The sequence below is a fragment of the Acidisoma sp. L85 genome, assembly GCF_009765865.1.
Lineage (GTDB): Bacteria > Pseudomonadota > Alphaproteobacteria > Acetobacterales > Acetobacteraceae > Acidisoma.
In genome coordinates this window covers 442,451-459,227 of sequence record NZ_LMUQ01000061.1, presented here as the reverse complement: position 1 = coordinate 459,227, position 16,777 = coordinate 442,451, and the positions used below count along the sequence as shown (strand labels likewise).

17 protein-coding genes are annotated in these 16,777 nt (G+C 64.5%); 6 read left to right on the top strand and 11 right to left on the bottom strand.

Annotated elements, in window-relative coordinates; all coding sequences use genetic code 11:
* Positions 1–45: 45 nt before the first annotated feature.
* From GSQ83_RS20565 to GSQ83_RS20555, 3 genes are all read right to left on the bottom strand, one after another.
* Positions 46–522: a GNAT family N-acetyltransferase gene (locus GSQ83_RS20565; protein ID WP_158804721.1), complete on the bottom strand. Its 477-nt coding sequence runs from the start codon at positions 520–522 to the stop codon at positions 46–48.
* A gap of 77 nt (positions 523–599) precedes the next feature.
* The gene (locus GSQ83_RS20560; RefSeq protein WP_158804720.1) at positions 600–1,313 is read right to left on the bottom strand and encodes an alanyl-tRNA editing protein; all 714 of its coding nucleotides are present in this window, start codon (positions 1,311–1,313) and stop codon (positions 600–602) included.
* Between the two features lie 69 nt (positions 1,314–1,382).
* A complete protein-coding gene (locus tag GSQ83_RS20555; protein WP_174246700.1) occupies positions 1,383–1,754 on the bottom strand; it encodes an FKBP-type peptidyl-prolyl cis-trans isomerase in 372 nt (123 codons plus the stop codon).
* A gap of 236 nt (positions 1,755–1,990) precedes the next feature.
* Between GSQ83_RS20555 and GSQ83_RS20550 the strand changes: the two genes are divergently transcribed.
* The 6 genes from GSQ83_RS20550 to GSQ83_RS20525 all read left to right on the top strand — a co-directional run bounded on the left by GSQ83_RS20550 (position 1,991) and on the right by GSQ83_RS20525 (position 6,950).
* Positions 1,991–3,298 carry an NRAMP family divalent metal transporter gene (locus tag GSQ83_RS20550; protein WP_158804719.1) on the top strand — a complete coding sequence of 436 codons (1,308 nt, stop codon included), beginning with the start codon at positions 1,991–1,993 and terminating at the stop codon, positions 3,296–3,298.
* A 109-nt stretch (positions 3,299–3,407) separates the two neighbouring features.
* Positions 3,408–3,662 carry a sulfurtransferase TusA family protein gene (locus GSQ83_RS20545; protein WP_158804718.1) on the top strand — a complete coding sequence of 85 codons (255 nt, stop codon included), beginning with the start codon at positions 3,408–3,410 and terminating at the stop codon, positions 3,660–3,662.
* Between the two features lie 12 nt (positions 3,663–3,674).
* Positions 3,675–4,622 (top strand): histone deacetylase family protein, encoded by a 948-nt coding sequence (locus GSQ83_RS20540; protein WP_158804717.1) that lies wholly within the window; start codon positions 3,675–3,677, stop codon positions 4,620–4,622.
* A gap of 23 nt (positions 4,623–4,645) precedes the next feature.
* Positions 4,646–6,322 (top strand): glucose-6-phosphate isomerase, encoded by a 1,677-nt coding sequence (gene pgi / locus GSQ83_RS20535; RefSeq protein ID WP_158804716.1) that lies wholly within the window; start codon positions 4,646–4,648, stop codon positions 6,320–6,322.
* Positions 6,323–6,385: 63 nt separating this feature from the next.
* Complete coding sequence (locus tag GSQ83_RS20530; protein ID WP_158804715.1) at positions 6,386–6,601, top strand: type II toxin-antitoxin system PrlF family antitoxin; 216 nt, start codon at positions 6,386–6,388, stop codon at positions 6,599–6,601.
* The gene (locus tag GSQ83_RS20525) at positions 6,588–6,950 is read left to right on the top strand and encodes a type II toxin-antitoxin system PemK/MazF family toxin (protein WP_158804714.1); all 363 of its coding nucleotides are present in this window, start codon (positions 6,588–6,590) and stop codon (positions 6,948–6,950) included. The genes GSQ83_RS20530 and GSQ83_RS20525 overlap by 14 nt, the downstream gene beginning before the upstream one ends.
* Here the strand turns inward: GSQ83_RS20525 and GSQ83_RS20520 are convergent.
* The 8 genes from GSQ83_RS20520 to GSQ83_RS20485 form a co-directional block, all read right to left on the bottom strand.
* The gene (locus GSQ83_RS20520; RefSeq protein ID WP_158804713.1) at positions 6,947–8,032 is read right to left on the bottom strand and encodes a thioredoxin family protein; all 1,086 of its coding nucleotides are present in this window, start codon (positions 8,030–8,032) and stop codon (positions 6,947–6,949) included. The two genes, GSQ83_RS20525 and GSQ83_RS20520, sit on opposite strands and share 4 nt — an antisense overlap.
* 37 nt (positions 8,033–8,069) lie before the next feature.
* Complete coding sequence (locus GSQ83_RS20515) at positions 8,070–9,116, bottom strand: alpha/beta fold hydrolase (RefSeq protein ID WP_158804712.1); 1,047 nt, start codon at positions 9,114–9,116, stop codon at positions 8,070–8,072.
* A 138-nt stretch (positions 9,117–9,254) separates the two neighbouring features.
* On the bottom strand, positions 9,255–10,220 hold the full coding sequence (locus GSQ83_RS20510) for an ABC transporter permease (protein WP_158804711.1): 966 nt from the start codon (positions 10,218–10,220) through the stop codon (positions 9,255–9,257).
* Positions 10,217–11,212 (bottom strand): ABC transporter permease, encoded by a 996-nt coding sequence (locus tag GSQ83_RS20505; protein ID WP_158804710.1) that lies wholly within the window; start codon positions 11,210–11,212, stop codon positions 10,217–10,219. Before GSQ83_RS20505 ends, GSQ83_RS20510 begins: the two co-directional genes overlap by 4 nt.
* A complete protein-coding gene (locus GSQ83_RS20500; RefSeq protein WP_254065807.1) occupies positions 11,209–12,687 on the bottom strand; it encodes a sugar ABC transporter ATP-binding protein in 1,479 nt (492 codons plus the stop codon). The genes GSQ83_RS20505 and GSQ83_RS20500 overlap by 4 nt, the downstream gene beginning before the upstream one ends.
* A 10-nt stretch (positions 12,688–12,697) precedes the next feature.
* Positions 12,698–13,714 (bottom strand): ABC transporter substrate-binding protein, encoded by a 1,017-nt coding sequence (locus GSQ83_RS20495; RefSeq protein ID WP_216850385.1) that lies wholly within the window; start codon positions 13,712–13,714, stop codon positions 12,698–12,700.
* A 170-nt stretch (positions 13,715–13,884) separates the two neighbouring features.
* Positions 13,885–14,865, bottom strand: a complete 981-nt coding sequence (locus GSQ83_RS20490; protein WP_158804709.1) for an ABC transporter permease — start codon at positions 14,863–14,865, stop codon at positions 13,885–13,887.
* On the bottom strand, positions 14,862–16,760 hold the full coding sequence (locus GSQ83_RS20485; protein WP_158804708.1) for a sugar ABC transporter ATP-binding protein: 1,899 nt from the start codon (positions 16,758–16,760) through the stop codon (positions 14,862–14,864). The genes GSQ83_RS20490 and GSQ83_RS20485 overlap by 4 nt, the downstream gene beginning before the upstream one ends.
* Between the last annotated feature and the right edge of the window lie 17 nt (positions 16,761–16,777).

The window sequence follows — 16,777 nt, the reverse complement described above, 5'->3', positions numbered from 1 at the left end:
TTCAGCAGGGATTCTGGCGGAGCGCCGCGCTGCGTGGCGCCGCGCTCACAGCACCTTATAGAAAATCCGCGTAGCGCAGGGTCGGCCATCGGGATACAGCGCGTAGCCGGGGATTTCCCCGATGGCGATCCAATTCAGCCGCGCATAGAGCCGCTCGGCGTCATCCGCCCCGGTGTCCAGAACCAGAAGTGTCTTGCCCGCCGCGCGCGCGGCCTCCTCGGCCGCCTGCATGAGGGCTTGGCCAACTCCATTCCTGCGAGCCGCGCGGAGGACAAGCATCTTCGAGATATCCGCGCGATGCGGCTGGTTTTCTGACTGCGCCGAGACAATTTGCACTGTCCCGAGGAGCCGCCCCTCGCTCTCGGCCACGAGCAAAATGCGCTCGCCTTCCGCCACCGCCGCCGCTGCCTGGGACCAAAACGCGTCAGCTTTCGCGCGAGCCAGAGGCGCCATGAAGCTGACCGAGGCACCGCTCTCCACACAATCGATCAGTATGTCGGAGAGTGAAGAGATCCGCTGCATGGCCTCCGCGCCCGACAACGTGCGGATCCGGATAGCCGCTCGATCGGGAAGCTGCGCTGGGGATTGCAATGAGGAACTCACGCCAGAACGACGACGATGCGCCGGTTCTGTCGTCCCTTGTTTTCTACTTTCGCGATCTTTACCGCGCCAATCTCGCTCGTTCGCGATACATGCGTGCCGCCGCAGGGCTGCAGATCCACGATGGCGTCGTCGGCACCGATCTGCACCAATCGCAGCCGTCCGGTGCCGCGCGGCGGCTTTACCGAAAGCGTCCGCACCAGCGCGGGATTTTCGTCGAGCACAGATTCGTCCACCCAATGAGCCTTCAACGCATGATCCTCAGCGATGAGGGCATTCAGCCGCGCCTCCAATGCCACGCGATCGGGAGCTTCCGGCAAGTCGAAATCTAATCGCGAGCGATCGGCGCCGATCTGGCCGCCTGTAACGGCTGCACCTGGAAGCGCCGCGCAGAGCAAATGCAACGTCGTGTGCATCCGCATCAGGGCATGTCGCCGCGGCCAATCGAGCACCATCTCGACCGCGGCGCCCACGGCCGGTAATGCGCCATCCGTCGCGGGGACAAGCAGGATGGTCTCGCCGTCACCCTTCAGCGTATCGACGATCGCGACCTCGCCGCCTTCCCAGCGCAGCGTGCCGACATCGCCCGGCTGCCCGCCGGAACGCGCGTAGAAGATACTGCGGTCGAGAGCGATGCCCTCAGCACCGGCCGCCTGAACCGTTGCCGGGGCCGATGCGAGATTCGATTCAGCAAGAAACAGGCGCTCAGTCATTGAAATCGTCGCTCCGTGGAGCGCCTTTATACCTGAACGAGCCTCGATCCGTCGCGCCCTGAGCCGCGGTCAGCCAATGCCGAGCAGTTCGACATCGAAGATCAGCGTGGCATTGGGCGGAATCACACCGCCCGCGCCACGAGCTCCGTAACCATGTTCGGGCGGCAGAACGAGGGTCCGGCGGCCGCCAACCTGCATCGAAGCGACGCCGATATCCCAGCCGGAAATCACCTGCTGAACGCCGAGCGTGAATTGGAACGGCGCACCGCGATCGCGTGAGCTATCGAACTTGCGCCCAGGCTTGCCGTCATCATCCAGCCATCCCGTGTAATGCACGGAAACGGTTTGGCCCTTAACCGGGCTGGGGCCGTCGCCGACCACCTCGTCGCGATAGCGGATGCCGGATGGCAAGGTGCTGAGGGCGCTGAGGTTTTCGGCCATAACAGGTTCCATAGGATGAGAGAGCAGATCAGTTTCTAGATCATTCTCCACGACCTTGCCAAACGCCCCTGCGCTCCGCCGTGAAAGTTCTTGCCCAAATCATGGGCGGCCCTTGTCCGCGCGAGTTCAAAATCAAATCACAACATCAATCAAACTGTGCAATGAGGCGTAGCCAGCGTCGCTTCCAGACAAACGCCGGGCGAGGAGACCACCATGACCCACCGGCGCCCGCCGCGATGAGCGACGCTAACCCCGCCATTCTGCCGCCAGACGAATTGCCCAAGCAGCCCGAGCGGCCGCCTCTCATGGCGATCATGGGGCCCGGCCTTATCACGGGTGCCTCGGACGATGACCCCAGCGGTATCGCGACCTATTCACAGGTCGGCGCCCAATTCGGCTATTCGCTCGGCTGGACCCTGCTGCTGACCTATCCGCTGATGTGCGCCATCCAACAGATCAGCGCGGAGATCGGTCGCGTCACCGGCCGTGGTCTCGCGGGCAACTTGCGACGGTATTATCCCACTTGGTTACTGCACGGCATCGTCGGCCTGCTGATCATCGCCAATACCATCAATATCGGCGCTGATCTCGGTGCCATGGCGGCGGCACTGAAGCTCCTCGTGAAAGGCCCTCTGCTGGTCTATGTCGCCGGCTTCGCGCTGCTCTCGGTCGGCCTGGAGGTGTTTCTGCGCTATGCGCGCTACGTCTCGGTTCTGAAGTGGCTTACTCTGTCGCTATTTGCTTATGTCGCGACGGTCTTCGTGGTCGGGGTTCCCTGGGGCAAGGTCCTCCTCAACCTCGTCTGGCCGCATATCAGCATGAGCGGCGCCTACCTCACCGCCGTTGTCGCTGTCTTTGGCACCACGATCAGCCCTTATCTGTTCTTCTGGCAGGCTGGTGAGGAGGTCGAGGATCTCTCGGAGCGCAACGACTCGCGCTCGCTGTTGGATGCGCCGGGCCAGGCTCCGCGGGAGATGCGGCGTATTCGCATCGATACCTATGTCGGCATGGGCATTTCGAACATTGTGGCTCTGTTCATCATGCTGACCGCCGCTGCGACGCTGAACGCGCATGGCATGACGAATATCCAGACCTCATCTCAAGCGGCGGAGGCGCTGCGGCCGCTCGCGGGGCCTTTCGCGTTCACCCTCTTCGCGCTCGGCATCATCGGCACGGGACTATTGGCGCTGCCGGTTCTGGCGGGCTCGGCCGCCTTCGCGCTTGGGGAGGCGCTACAATGGCCCGTCGGTCTCGCTCGCAAGCCGCTGAAGGCGCGCGCCTTCTACGGCACCATCGCGGCGGCCACCGTGATCGGCGCGCTGCTCAACTTCAGCCCGCTCGATCCGGTCAAGGCTCTGTTCTGGAGCGCGGTGCTGAACGGCATCGTCGCCGTCCCGGTCATGGTCATGATGCTGCTCATGGCGGTGCGGAGCGACGTCATGGGCCGTTTCGTGCTCGGCCGCGGTCTCGCCACCATGGGCTGGCTTGCAACGGCGGTCATGGCCCTCGCGGCGGTCGGCATGTTCGCGACCTGGGGTGACTAGACGCGACCTTGCCCTCAGCGGCTCCGGTAAAGTGACGGTCCTGCGGCACTTGCCCGAGATCCCTCGGCGCGGCTTGCGGCGCGATCATGCCGGAGCCAGGATAAGCGCCATGAGCGAAACGCTGCTCGACCTGCGGGACCTCGCCTGTCCGCTTCCCGTGCTGCGCGCCAACCGCGAGCTGCGCGGCATGGCGCCGGGTGAGCGCCTGCGCGTACTCGCCACCGACGCGGCCGCCGTCGCCGACTTCAAAAGCTACTGCCAGGAGACCGGCCATACTCTGGTCGCCTGGAGCGAGGATGCCGGTATCTACAGCTTCACGCTTAAACGCCGCCCCGCTTTGCCCGATGCCACCAAAGACACATAAAGATATGTGCATATGAGCTCCTCCGCCGGCGACGTCCTGCTCATCACCCATCCGGCCGGCCTCGACCACGACACCGGCCCCGGCCACCCCGAACGTGTGGGTCGCCTGCGCGCAGTCTGGCGGGCGCTCGGCGAGCCCGAATTCGGCGACCTGATGCATGAGGAAGCGCCGCAAGCGACGCCTGACCAACTCGGCCGCGTCCATTCCGCGCGATACATCGACCACATCCTCAGCACCCACCCTGGGCCGGGAAAGCTGGAGCGGCTCGACCCGGACACGGTGATGAGCGCGGGCAGTGCCGAGGCGGCGCTGCGGGCGGCTGGTGGCGCGGTGGCGGCGGTGGATGCAGTGATGACCGACCGTGCGCGCGCCGCCTTCGTCGCCACCCGGCCGCCTGGGCATCATGCGGAGCCCGAACGCGCCATGGGCTTTTGCCTCTTCTCCAACGCCGCGATCGCCGCGCATCATGCGCGGGCCGCCTGGGGCAAGCAGCGCGTGGCGGTGGTGGATTTCGACGTCCATCACGGCAACGGCACGCAAGCCGTCGCCTGGGACGACGCCGACTTCTTCTTCGGTTCGAGCCACCAATTCCCCTTCTACCCCGGCACCGGCAGCATTGGGGAAACCGGTGCTCATGGCCAGATCGTCAACGCGGCCCTCGCCGCCGGCTCCGGCTCCGCCGCCTTCCGCGCCGCCTGGTCCGACCGCATCCTGCCCGCGCTGGACGCCTTCGCGCCCGACTGCCTCATCATCTCGGCCGGCTTCGACGCGCATCGGGACGATCCACTCGGCGGCCTGGAGCTGGACGAGGCCGACTTCGCCTGGATCACCGCCCGCATTGTCGAGTCCGCCCGTCGCCATACCGGGGGGCGCATCGTCTCGCTGCTCGAAGGCGGCTATGATCTCGACGCCTTGGCGGCTTCGGCCGCCGCCCATGTTCAAGGCCTCATGGCCGGCTGAACGCGTTTCCGAGGAGAACTCCCATGTCCGATGAAGCCCTGCCCGCCAGCGCCACCAAGCCCGTCTGGGACAAGCTCGCGGCCCTCGCCGCCAAGCCCGGCGGGAAGCTGATTTCGCCGCTCTTCAAAGCCGATCCCAAGCGTGCCGAATCCTTTTCCGCTACCTTCGAGGATCTGTCGCTCGACTATTCGAAGACCTCGATGAGCCCGGAGGCGCGCACGCTCCTGCTGGAACTCGCCCGCGCCGCAAAGGTCGAGGAATTCATCGGCCGGTTGTTTGCCGGCGAGCCGGTGAATATGACCGAACATCGTTCCGCGATGCACATGGCGCTGCGCAGCAAGCCTGATGCCGGGATGCGTGCGGTGACGCCGGATGGCGGCTGGGAAGATGCCTCGAAGGTCGCGGCGAGTGACCGCGACCGGATGGAGAAATTCGTCCGCGCCGTGCATGACGGCTCGATTGTCGCGGCGGACGGCAAGCCCTTCACCGATGTGCTCAATATCGGCATAGGCGGTTCGGATCTCGGTCCGCGCATGGTCAGTCAGGCGCTGACCTTCGTGCATGGCGCCAAGGTCGAGGCGCATTTCCTCTCGAACGTCGATGGCCATGCCTTCGCGCAATTCGCCCGCATCCTCGATCCCAGGCGCACGCTCGTTCTCGTCGCGAGCAAGACTTTCACGACGCTCGAGACCATGACCAATGGCCATGCCGCGCGCGATTGGCTGGTGGCGGCGGTAGGTGAGGAGGGAGTCGGCAAACATCTCGTCGCGCTCTCGACGAATCTGAAGGAAACCGGGAAGTTCGGAATTTCCGAGGACCGCGTTTTCGGCTTTCGCGATTGGGTTGGCGGCCGCTATTCGGTGTGGTCGGCGATTGGCCTGTCGGTGGCGCTGGCGGCGGGGTGGGACGCGTTCCAATCCTTTCTCGACGGCGCGCGGGCAATGGACTTCCATTTCCGCGACACGCCGCTCGAGTCCAATCTGCCGGCGTTGATGGCGCTGACTGGGATTTGGAATACCGACGTGCTGGGCTCGGCGACGCTCTGCATCCTGGCCTATGACGCGCGGCTGGCCCGCTTCCCGGCGTATCTCCAGCAGTTGGAGATGGAGAGCAACGGCAAGTCCGTCCGTCTCGCGGGCGACCAGGTGGCGCATCAGACCTGCCCGGTGGTCTTCGGCGAGCCCGGCACCGATGCGCAGCACAGCTTCATGCAGCTAGTGCATCAGGGGCCGGCGCACGTCCCGGTCGACTTCATCCTCGCCGCCGAGCCCGACCACAACCGGCCCGAGGCGCATCGCATCCTCGCCGCCAACGTCTTCGCCCAGGCCGAGGCGCTGCTGGCCGGCAAGACCCTCGCCGAGGTCACCGAGGAGATGAAGGCCGCCGGTTCTGACGTCAGAACTATCGAGCGCGTCGCCCCCCACCGCGTCTTCACCGGCGAGCGCCCAAGCACGACGATCCTCTACAAAAAGCTCGACCCCTACAGCCTGGGCCGTCTGATCGTGCTGTACGAGCATTGCGTGGCAGTGCAGGGCGCCATCTGGGGGATCAATAGTTTCGACCAGTGGGGTGTGGAACTGGGCAAGAAGCTCGCGCAGTCGATTATTCCGCAGCTGGAGCCTGGGGCGAAGGTGGGCAAGCATGACGGCTCGACGGCGGCGCTGATGGCGCGGTTTAAGGCGTTGCGGGGGGAGGGGTAATCTTTCTGATGCATCCTTTCCGGTGTTCTTGACGCCGGAAAGGAAATTCCTTACCGCGCTCTCATGATCACCAGCCGTCTCACCTCCAAGGCTCAGACCACCATTCCGCAAGCCGTGCGGGTTGCGCTGCATCTGCGGGAGGGTGACGAGCTTGCCTACGTGATCGAGGATGGCCGCGTTATCCTGACGCGGCGCACCCTCGAGGCGAAGGAAGATCCATTCGCGGCTTTCGGCGAATGGAGTGGCGAGGAAGATACACGCGCTTATGCCGGACTCTGATTCCCGCGTCGGTATCTGGGATATCGTGAAGGTGCCGTTTCCATACACGAGCCATCCCGTGCAGCAATTTCGTCCGGCGCTCGTTATCTCTGGCGGACTGCCGGACGACACGCCCTTCATGATCTGGGTGTTGATGATCACCAGTGCCGCCAATCGGCCGTGGCAGGGTGATGTCGCGCTATCCGACTTGATGGCGGCCGGGCTCTTCGCGCCCTCCGTTGTCCGAACTGCGAAGGTCGCGACGATCGAGATTGCCCGGGCGCAGCGCATCGGGCGGCTGCCGTCGCGCGACAGGACGAAAGTGAAGGCTCGGTTGCGTGCTGTGCTGGAAGGCGTTGCTTTGGCTTAGCCAAACGTGAACACGAAAGCCTGGACCCCCGGATCGAGAAACTCGATCTCAAACGTCCGATCACTGATGGGCTCCGGTTGACGGATAAGCTGATAGAGCCGCTGTTCGGTGACCGTGCCGTTGCCTTGGCTGTCCGCGTCGATTCCATGAGCGGCCCCCGGTTCCTGCCCATCGATGAGCACACGGAACCGCACCGATGTTCCTGGCGTCGCCGGTCCCATTACGAGATGAAGGTCTCGCGCGTGGAAGCGATACACGATCCGCCCCTCGGGCTGGTTCAGTGCGACGAAGTGTTTCTCCATCGTCCAGTCACCCTCGAGCGCCCAGTGATTGAGCCTCAATCGCGCGGGTGCCGTGTAGATATGCAGCTTATCTCGGATCTCACCACTAGGCGACACGAACTTCTCGGTTTTTCCGTAGCCGACATAACTCTCTGAAGATTGCAGATTGCTCCAGTCGGCGGGTTTTTCCCTGCCCTGAGCATCGACTGAGACAAGATCGTGGCTGACGTTGCTCGCCCCTGCCTCGGTCAGGAGCTGTTGGATAGTCATTTCGGACTTTTTGTATCCGCCTTCGCCGAACTCATGGTGCCGGATGCGCCCCTGTGCATCGACAATATAAAGCGCCGGCCAATATTCGTTGTTAAAGTCCTGCCACAGCACGTAGTTGCTATCGACCGCGACCGGATAGTCGATCCCCATCTCTTTAATGGCCCGACGAACATTGTCGATGTTTTTCTCGAAGCCAAATTCGGGCGTGTGCACGCCGATGACCACCAGTCCTTGATCCCTATATTTCGTGGCCCAGGCTTGGATATGGGGGAGCGTGCGCAGCCAGTTGATGCAGGTGTAGGTCCAGAAGTCGATAAGGACGACCTTTCCGCGCAGTTCCGCTGCTGTCAAAGGTGGCGAGTTGAGCCACGTCACAGCGCCGTGGAGAGAAGGCATCTCACCTTCCACACGCAGTTGAACCGTCGCGGGTGTCGTCTGCTGCGTCACGGCTTTGTCCTCGGCTGAGGCTTCAAGCGGTGCGCCGATTACGCTAGCGAGTATCGCGGCCAACAAGAGTCGGTTTGCTTTCATCGGGAACGCCTTCCCCTGGTGTGCGATGCTCGAAAAATCAGTTAGCGACGTCGACCACAGCTTGAGCAAAGGCTTGCGGTGCCTCCTGAGGCAGGTTGTGACCGATGCCGCCGTCGATGATCCGGTGTTGATATCTGCCCGAGAATCTCGTGCGATATGCTGCGGCAGGCGGGTGCGGCGCGCCATTCGCATCACCTTCCAGGGTAATTGTGGGCACGGTGATGACGGGACTCGCGGCGAGACGCCGCTCGAGACCGTCATATTTTGGATCGCCTTTAGCCAAGCTAAGCCGCCACCTGTAGTTGTGAATCACAATTGCAACGTGATCCGGGTTGTCGAACGCCGTTGCGGTGCGGTCGAATGTGGCATCATCGAAGTTCCATTTCGGCGAGGCGATCTGCCAGATCAGCTTCGCGAAATCGTGCCGGTATTCGCCGTAGCCCGCCTCTCCGCGTTCCGTGGCGAAATAGTATTGATACCACCATTGCAGCTCGGCCTTTGGCGGCAGCGGCTTCTCGTTGGCCTTTTGGCTGCCGATCAGATAGCCGCTGACGGAGACCAGGGCCTTGCAGCGCTCCGGCCAGAGTGCCGCGATGACGTCGGCCGTTCGCGCACCCCAGTCATAGCCTGCGAGGATCGCGGTTTTGATCTTGAGGGTGTCCATCAAGGCGATGGTATCGACGGCGACCACCGCCTGCTGGCCATTCCGGAAGGTGGTGTCCGACAGAAAGCGCGTCGTGCCGTAGCCGCGCAAATACGGCACGATTACCCGGTAACCCGTTGCCGCCAGCAAAGGCGCGACATCAACGTAGCTGTAAATGTCATAGGGCCAGCCGTGCAGGAGGATGACGACGGGACCATCGGCGGGACCGGCTTCGGCGTAGCCGATGCTCAGCTCGCCGGCATCGATCTGCTTCAATGGAGCGAAGGCCGTGTTCGTTCCGGGCTTGATCTTGGGCACGTCCGGTTTTGCGCTGCCGGATTGCGCCGACGCGGAGCCTGCGGTACCGAGTTGAGAGGCGGCGATGGTCACGGCCGCGGCGCCCAGGAAACGGCGGCGATATTGGTCGATTTCTCCGGGCATTGCCTCTCCCCATCGGACATTGCCCGCGTAATGCCGCGGGCCGGTATCGCCATCATAGTTTAGGCGGAGACCCGGCTGATCGCTATCGGACGATGGTGTCGTCGATACATTGGCGGAAGCTCGTGGCGGGCAGAAACACTATCGCAGCTTGCGCTTACCCCCCGCGATCGTGATGACCGCGATGATAATCACGCCGGTCATGACGTCACGCACACCCGCGCCGAATCCCGACGTGTTCAGCAGCGTCACCACCATGAACAGGAAGAGCGAGGCGCCCCAGATGCCCGGCAGGTTCGCCGAGCCTCCGGCAACTGAGGTGCCGCCGATGACGACGACGGCGATCGAACTCAACAAATACTCGGCGCCCATGTCGAGTGAGGAGCCGCCGGTGAAGCCGGCGAGGAGCGCGCCGCAGAGGCTCGCGAGCGCCGCGCAGAGGACGTAGGTGAGTAGCCGCACGCGCTCCACGCGGATGCCGGAGAGGCGCGCCGCGCGCATGTTCTGGCCGATCGCGAGCACGGACCGGCCAAAGATCGTGCGATGGAGGAGGATGGCGGCGAGGATCGTGAGCAACAGCGCCGCCAAGGCGAGCGCGGGAATCGTGGCGATGCGCCAGAAGGTGAAATCGGCGAAGGCAGGCGGCGGTTTGATCTGCAGGCCGCGGCCATAGCTGATGCCGACCGAGACCAATACGAAACTCGCCGCGAGCGTCGCGATGATCGGTGGGATTCGCAGCAGCCGGATCAGCAGGTAATTGAACAGGCCGATCAGCAGTCCGGTCACGAGGGCGGCGAGGATGCCGAGCGCGATGCGGTCGTCCGAACCATTCATGACCTGCATCGCGACCGCGCCGGACAGGCCGATATTGGCCGGCAGCGACAGGTCGATATTGCCGGGACCAAGGGTGATGACGAACATCTGGCCCATACCCACCACCACGGTGAAGACCGAGAAGGAGAGCGCGGTCGAGAGCATGCCCGAGGCGCCCTCGCCATGGGCAACGGCGATCGCCAGCACCCAGACGACGGCGGCGGCCAGGAAGGACCAGATCCAGGGCCGAGCGCCGAGGCGCTTGATGAAAGCGGGGGCGGCGGCGTCGCTCATCGGTCGCTCCGGTTGATCAGCGTGCGGGCCGCCAGGATGATGATGAGGATGATGCCCTGCGCGCCGACCTGCCACTCCTGCGGAATGCGGAAGGACGGGAAGGCGGGCAGGTGGAAGAAGTTCAGCGCCACCGCCGCGAGCTGCAAGGTGAGCGCTCCGATCACCGCGCCGATGGGTGACACACGGCCGCCGACGAACTCCGCGCCGCCCAGGATCGCGCCGGCGATGGAGAGCAGCGTATAGCCATTCGCCATATTGGCATCGGCGGAGGTCGAGACACCGACCAGCGACAGGCCCGCTAGCACGCCGAAGACGCCAGCCAAGGCATAGACAGCCATCTTCGCCTTGAGGAGCGACCATCCGGCCCGCTCGATGGCGCTCGGATTGCCGCCCACGCCGCGCAGGATGGCGCCGTAGGAGGTTCGCATCAGGCCGATATGGACGACGACGGCGATCACCACCGCCGCGACGATCGGGAAGGGGATGCCCGGGATGCGCTGGCTGACGAAGGCATGCAGCCAGCCGGGCGCGGTGCCGCCGGGGGTCGGGCGGATGAGGATGGCTAGGCCGAGCCAGACGAAGCTCATGCCAAGCGTGACGACGATCGAGGGCAGTTGACGCAGATAGACCAGCGCGCCGAGTGCCGCGTAGACGGCGACGGATGCGGCGAGGATGGCCCAGCCGAGCAGCGGGTTGGTCGGCAGCCAGGTCGCGACGACGCAGCCCGTGAAGCCGACGAAGGCGCCGATCGAAAGATCGAGGTCATTGACGGTGATGATCAACATTTGCGCGATGGTCGCGAGGGCGACTGGCACCGCGAGGTTCAGCATCAGCGTGAAGCCGAAATAGCTGATCGCCCGCGGGTTGAAGTACGAGATCGCGAGAACCACCAGCGCGAAGGAAATCGCCGGCAGCAGGCCGCGCAGAAGCCGGCCTGGCGTCGTGCCGAACAAGATGGGGCGGCGGGTGGACGCGGCAGCGTTCGTGGTCATGCGACGTCCTGGAAGGAGGCACGGATGAGCTGTTGCTCGGTGAGATCAGCGCGGCCGAGATCGGCGACGATGCGGCCGTGGCGGAAGACATAGACGTGGTCGCAATTCTGCAGCTCCTCCAGCTCGGTGGTGTACCAGAGGAAGGTGCGGCCGGCCGCTGCCTCGCCACGGATGAGGTCATAGACATCGAGCTTCGTGCCGATATCGACGCCGCGCATCGGGTCGTCCATCACCACGATGCGCGCATCCGAGCCGAGCGCGCGAGCGAAGAGCGCCTTCTGCTGGTTGCCTCCGGAGAGCGAGAGGATGGGGTTGCCCAGGTTGGGGCTGCGGATGCCGATACGCTGCTTCCAGTCCTCCGCCATTGCGGCCTCGCGCGTGGGCGAAATGAGCATGCCGCGCCGTAGTGCGGCGAGCGAGCGGATGGTGATGTTCTCGGCGATCGACCACAGGGGAAAGACGCCGTCGGTCTGGCGGTCCCCGGCCACCAGGGCGACCGGGGCGGCGACGGTGGTGCGGGTGGTGTTGCGGGACGCGGCGTCGAAGACCTCGATGAGAAGCTCGGTCTGGCCATGGCCCGAGAAGCCGGCGAGTCCGATGATCTCGCCCTGATGCGCGACGAGATCGGTCCTGTCGGCCTGGGATTTCGGGCGGGCGCGGACCATGATCGGCGTCTGGCCCCGGTTCTGGGCGAGGGTGGCGGGCGGCGGCTGGTCGGTGGCGTGGGTGCTGCCCATGGTCTCGACCAGGCGGGCGCGGTCGAAGGCTTTGGCCTGCTCGCTGGCGACCACCTGGCCGTCCCGCATGACGACGATGCGGTCCGAATTGCCGAGGATCTCGCCGAGGATGTGGGAGATGAGGATGACGCTGCCGCCCTCAGCGACGAAGCGGCGGACGAAACTGAGGAGCTGGCCAGCGGTGTCCGCATCCAGCGAGGAGGTGGGTTCGTCGAGGATCACCAGTTTCAGCGGCGCGTCGGTGACGCTGAAGGCGCGGGCGATCTCGACCATCTGGCGGCGGCTGATGGAGAGATCCGCGACGATGGTCTCGGCCGCGATGCCGTGGCCGGGGAAGATCGCGTCGAGGCGGTCAATGATGAGGCGCCCGGCCCGGCGGCGCCAGCCTATGCCACGGATCGACGGGTGGAGGATGCGGGTATTCTCGGCGACCGTCAGGTTGGGACAGAGCGACAGCTCCTGAAACACGCAGCGGATGCCGAGTTGCTGCGCGAGCGTCACCGAGTAGCTGTCCTGGCGCGCGCCGCCGATCGCGATCTCGCCGCTCGAGGGGAGAAGCGTGCCGGCGAGGACATGCATGAGCGTCGATTTGCCGGCGCCGTTATGGCCGACGAGGCCCAGGCAGGCGCCGGAATCGACCATGAGATCGACGCCGGCGAGGGCGCGGACGGCGCCAAAGTTTTTAGTGACCGCCGCTAGACGGACGACTTCGGGATTCGCGGCGGTCACGCTTGTCATCGCAATGAGCTTATTTCGCGCTCGCGGCAATCGCCTTGATGGCATCGGCCTGACTGTATTCGGTGTTGTAGACGCCACCGACCGGTGCGGCTTTCAGAGCGGCGTCGAGACCGGCCTGATCGACCTCGAGCGCCGGGAAGACGACATCATGCGGCACCTTCTTGCCGTCGAGGATCTGCTGCGCGACCCAGAAGGCCAGCGTTACGCCGCCCGGCGGGATGGTGGCGGACCAGGTGGTGTAGCCGTTCGCGTCATGCTGCTGCTTCCACCAGGCGAGTTCGTCCTGGCGGTTGCCCATGATGATGATCGGCTCTTTCTTGCCCGCCGCGGTGAAAGCCTGCGCGGCGCCGTAGCCGTCTCCGCCCTGGTCGACCACGCCGACGATATCGGGCATCGACGGCAAGACGGTCGCGACCGCTTTTTGCGCCGTGGCTTCGTCCCAGTTGCCGGTGACCGATCCGACGATCTTGAAGTTCGGATGCGCCTTGACCCCCGCCGCGATGCCCTGGTGGATCAGGTCGTCGATTGAGGTTCCGGCAAGACCGCGAATTTCCAGGAGGTTGCCGCCATCCGGGAGGCGCTTCGCGAGGTAGTCGACCTGCTCCTTGCCCATGCCCACGTAATCGATGCCGACGCGATAGGCGCAGGGCTCGCTGACCGTGCCGTCATAGGAAACGACGGTGATGCCGGCATCGCAGGCGGCCTTGACCGCGCCATTGAGCGCCTCGGGCGAGGCGGCGTCGATGACGATGGCGTCGTAACCTTGCAGGATGAGGTTCTGGAGCTGGGCCGCCTGGGTCGGCACTTCCTTGTCGGCTGTGGTGAAGGAATCGGCGGAAGCGACCATGTGGTCGGCCACGGCGGCCTTGGCGACCTTGTCCCAGCTATGGAGCATGGCCTGCCGCCAGGAATTGCCCGCGTAGTTGTTCGAGAGCGCCACTTTCTTGCCTGAGGTATCGGCTAAAGCGGAGCCCGCTGCGAAAGCCAGGACCAGGGCGATGGCGGTCGTCGTCATGATGGTCTTCACGTGTCGTTCCTCCTGTTGTTTTCCGAAGCGTAACGGCCTCGGTCGTCCGTCAGCCGGTCCAGGCTAGTTCTGCAATCCCATCTGACGTTTGGGGTGGCAGTATTGTGGCAAGGCTCCAACAGCCGCAACCGCGACCTTGGATGAATGCCGATTGCTCCGACGTGCAAAGCTCAACGGCGCGCACGGCTGCTTACGATCCGCTCTAGCAGCACGGCGGCGATGATGATCGAGCCGATCGCGGTGCCCTGCCAATAGGGCGAGACGCCAAGGAGGTTGAGGCCGTTACGGATGAACACCATGATGAACACGCCGAACAGCGTGCCGATGATGGAGCCGCGCCCGCCGAACAGGCTGGCGCCGCCGATCACCACGGCAGCGATGGAATCGAGTTCGAGGCCGGTTCCGGCGAGCGGGTCGATCGACAGCACACGCGAGGTCAGAAAGATCGCCGAGACCGCCGCCATCAGGCCCGATATCGTATAGGCCAGCACACTCCAGATCGAGATGGAGAGGCCGGCGACCCGCGCGGCGGCGTTGTTTGAACCGATGGCATAGAGTGTTCGGCCGCCCTTGGCGCGGCTGAGGAACCACCAGGCCAGCAGATAGACGATGATGAGCAGGGTGAAGTTAAGCGGCACACCGAAGATGGTGAGGCTCGACAGGTCGCCCAGCGCAGGCGGGATGGCGCTGATCGAGGTGGCGCCACTGAGGACGTAAGCGAGGCTGCGGCCGATCGACATCATCCCTAGCGTGACGACGAAAGGTGCGACGCGGCCGAAGGTTGTGATGGCGCCGCTGATCGTGCCGGCCACCGCGCCGGTCACGAGGCAGGCGGCCACAGCGCCATAGAGGCCCAGGCTCGGGAAGCAGAGGCCGAGAACGATACCGGTCACGCCAACCAGCGAGCCGACCGCGAGATCGATGCCGCCGATCAGAATCACCAGGGTCTGCCCCAGCGCTACGAGCCCGACGACGACGGATTGGTCCATCGCGTTGAGGAGATTGTTGAGCGTGCGGAAGTAGGGCGAGCTTATGGCCAGAACGAGCATGACCGCGAGGGTCAGCAGCAGCATGCGAAGCTCGATCTGGGTCGCGAAGAGTTTCAGCACTCCGTGGCGTGGCGGGGCGGCAGGCACGATCTCCTCCGTCATGCAGCCTTCCCCAAAGCGAGCGAGCCCTTGGCGGCAAGCCTATCCTGTACCTGCCGCGTCAGGGTTTCGGCGTCCGGCAAAGGGTTTCCGGCGGGCAGCGTCAGGCTAACGAGACCAAGTTCGTGGCCGCGGCGGCCCATGATCGCGATTGCCAGCGTCTGCTTGGCGTCCGTGTCGGTGACGAAGCCTGGGGCGCGCGCCGTGAGGGCCAGCGCCATGGCGAGAGTGGAGACGTCATGGATCTGCCCGGCGGCGATGCCGGGGTCGGCGCGGGTCTCGCTTCCGGCACGATCGAAACAAAACAGGCGGTCCTGCTCTATGCCGACCCAGCAGGCGACACCGCCATGAGCCGCAACGAGTTCTTCCAGAACCGCGTGGGTTCGTTTTGCAGAGCTGCGCGGGGCGGCGAACATCGCCAGACTCTCGATGCTGACGAGACGGCTCGGGAATTCGGCCACAGACACGCCGTCGCTCATCACCACGATGCGATCCGAAATGCCGATCACTTCCTCAAAATCCGACGACACGACGAGAACGGCGACGCCTTCCGCCGCGATCCGCCGCAGCAGCGCGTAGATGCTGCTGCGCGTGCCGATATCCACGCCGCGCGTCGGCTCGTCCAGCATGAGAACGCGCGGCTTGAGAAGCAGCCAGCGCGCGAGAATGATTTTCTGCTGCATGCCGCCGCTGAAATTCAGCAGATCCGGATCCCAAAGGCGATCAGGCGGCAGCCCGAGAAGATCCAGCAGCCGCTCCGCCTCCGTTTTGCGCGCCGCATAGCCGCGGCCGAAACCGCGATGGTCACCGAGATGGGCCAGCAGCAGATTCTCACGCACCGAAAGATCGGGAACGATGCTTTGGTGGCGACGATCTTCCGGCACCAGAGCGACACCCGCGCGGATCGCGTCCACTGGACGACGGGGAGAGAACGCGTCGCCCTCGAGTTCGACTTTTCCACCCGTCGCTTTGCGGAGGCCGAAGATGGTTTCGAGTGTTTCCGACCGGCCGGCGCCGATGAGCCCGGCAAGACCGAGGATTTCGCCCGCATGGAGTTCAAAGGAAACATCGCGCACGAGCGGCGAAGATGCGAGATTGCGGACGCGCAACACGGGTTTGCCGGTTCGCAACGGCTCAGCGGGCGGATCATCGCCACGCGCGAAGACATCAGCCAGTTCGCGGCCGATCATCAAGCGAACCAATTCGCCGCCGGTCATGCTGGCGGTGGTAGCGCCGGAGGCGACGAGCCGTCCCTCGCGCAACACGGTGATGCGATCACAGACGCCGAAGATCTCCTCCAGCCGATGGGAGACGAAGATGAGGCCATGTCCGCGCGCGGTAAGGTCACGCATGATGCCGAACAGGATTTCGCTTTCGAATGGCGAGAGCGAGGCGGTGGGCTCGTCGAAGATGATGATGCGGCTATCGAGCGCCAAAGCCTTCAGGATCTCGACCATCTGCCGCTGGCCGATGCTGAGCGTGCCGACGGTTTCATCCAGGGTTAGTTGAATGTCGCCGCCGAGCCCGGCGACAAGCTGCGCCGCTTCTTCTCGCAGACGACGCCAGTTGAGCGCCCCGGGCATGCCGAGGCGTGGTAGCATGATGTTCTCGAGAACCGAAAGATCGGGCGCCAGCGTGGTTTCCTGCGTGACCATGCAGATGCCAGCACGCAGCGCATCGCGCGAACTGGTGAAGTGACGCTCCTGACCATCCAGCACGAACCGGCTCTGATCGGGCTGGACGTGACCTGAGATGACGCGCGACAAAGTTGACTTGCCGGCGCCATTGGCGCCGCACAAGCCATGCACTTCTCCTGCCGCCAGGCTGAAGCTCGCATCCGATAGCGCTTGGGTCGAGCCAAAGCGCTTGCTGACGCCAGACAATTCAAGAAGCGCCATTGGTTTCTCCGCGTCGC

What these genes read in the sequence shown, in the direction of transcription:
- GSQ83_RS20565 (WP_158804721.1), bottom strand. Translation starts at nt 522, where the DNA reads ATGCAGCGGATCTCTTCACTCTCCGACATACTGATCGATTGTGTGGAG.
- GSQ83_RS20560 (WP_158804720.1), bottom strand. Translation starts at nt 1,313, where the DNA reads ATGACTGAGCGCCTGTTTCTTGCTGAATCGAATCTCGCATCGGCCCCG.
- GSQ83_RS20555 (WP_174246700.1), bottom strand. Translation starts at nt 1,754, where the DNA reads ATGGCCGAAAACCTCAGCGCCCTCAGCACCTTGCCATCCGGCATCCGC.
- GSQ83_RS20550 (WP_158804719.1), top strand. Translation starts at nt 1,991, where the DNA reads ATGAGCGACGCTAACCCCGCCATTCTGCCGCCAGACGAATTGCCCAAG.
- GSQ83_RS20545 (WP_158804718.1), top strand. Translation starts at nt 3,408, where the DNA reads ATGAGCGAAACGCTGCTCGACCTGCGGGACCTCGCCTGTCCGCTTCCC.
- GSQ83_RS20540 (WP_158804717.1), top strand. Translation starts at nt 3,675, where the DNA reads ATGAGCTCCTCCGCCGGCGACGTCCTGCTCATCACCCATCCGGCCGGC.
- pgi (WP_158804716.1), top strand. Translation starts at nt 4,646, where the DNA reads ATGTCCGATGAAGCCCTGCCCGCCAGCGCCACCAAGCCCGTCTGGGAC.
- GSQ83_RS20530 (WP_158804715.1), top strand. Translation starts at nt 6,386, where the DNA reads ATGATCACCAGCCGTCTCACCTCCAAGGCTCAGACCACCATTCCGCAA.
- GSQ83_RS20525 (WP_158804714.1), top strand. Translation starts at nt 6,588, where the DNA reads ATGCCGGACTCTGATTCCCGCGTCGGTATCTGGGATATCGTGAAGGTG.
- GSQ83_RS20520 (WP_158804713.1), bottom strand. Translation starts at nt 8,032, where the DNA reads ATGAAAGCAAACCGACTCTTGTTGGCCGCGATACTCGCTAGCGTAATC.
- GSQ83_RS20515 (WP_158804712.1), bottom strand. Translation starts at nt 9,116, where the DNA reads ATGCCCGGAGAAATCGACCAATATCGCCGCCGTTTCCTGGGCGCCGCG.
- GSQ83_RS20510 (WP_158804711.1), bottom strand. Translation starts at nt 10,220, where the DNA reads ATGAGCGACGCCGCCGCCCCCGCTTTCATCAAGCGCCTCGGCGCTCGG.
- GSQ83_RS20505 (WP_158804710.1), bottom strand. Translation starts at nt 11,212, where the DNA reads ATGACCACGAACGCTGCCGCGTCCACCCGCCGCCCCATCTTGTTCGGC.
- GSQ83_RS20500 (WP_254065807.1), bottom strand. Translation starts at nt 12,687, where the DNA reads ATGACAAGCGTGACCGCCGCGAATCCCGAAGTCGTCCGTCTAGCGGCG.
- GSQ83_RS20490 (WP_158804709.1), bottom strand. Translation starts at nt 14,865, where the DNA reads ATGACGGAGGAGATCGTGCCTGCCGCCCCGCCACGCCACGGAGTGCTG.
- GSQ83_RS20485 (WP_158804708.1), bottom strand. Translation starts at nt 16,760, where the DNA reads ATGGCGCTTCTTGAATTGTCTGGCGTCAGCAAGCGCTTTGGCTCGACC.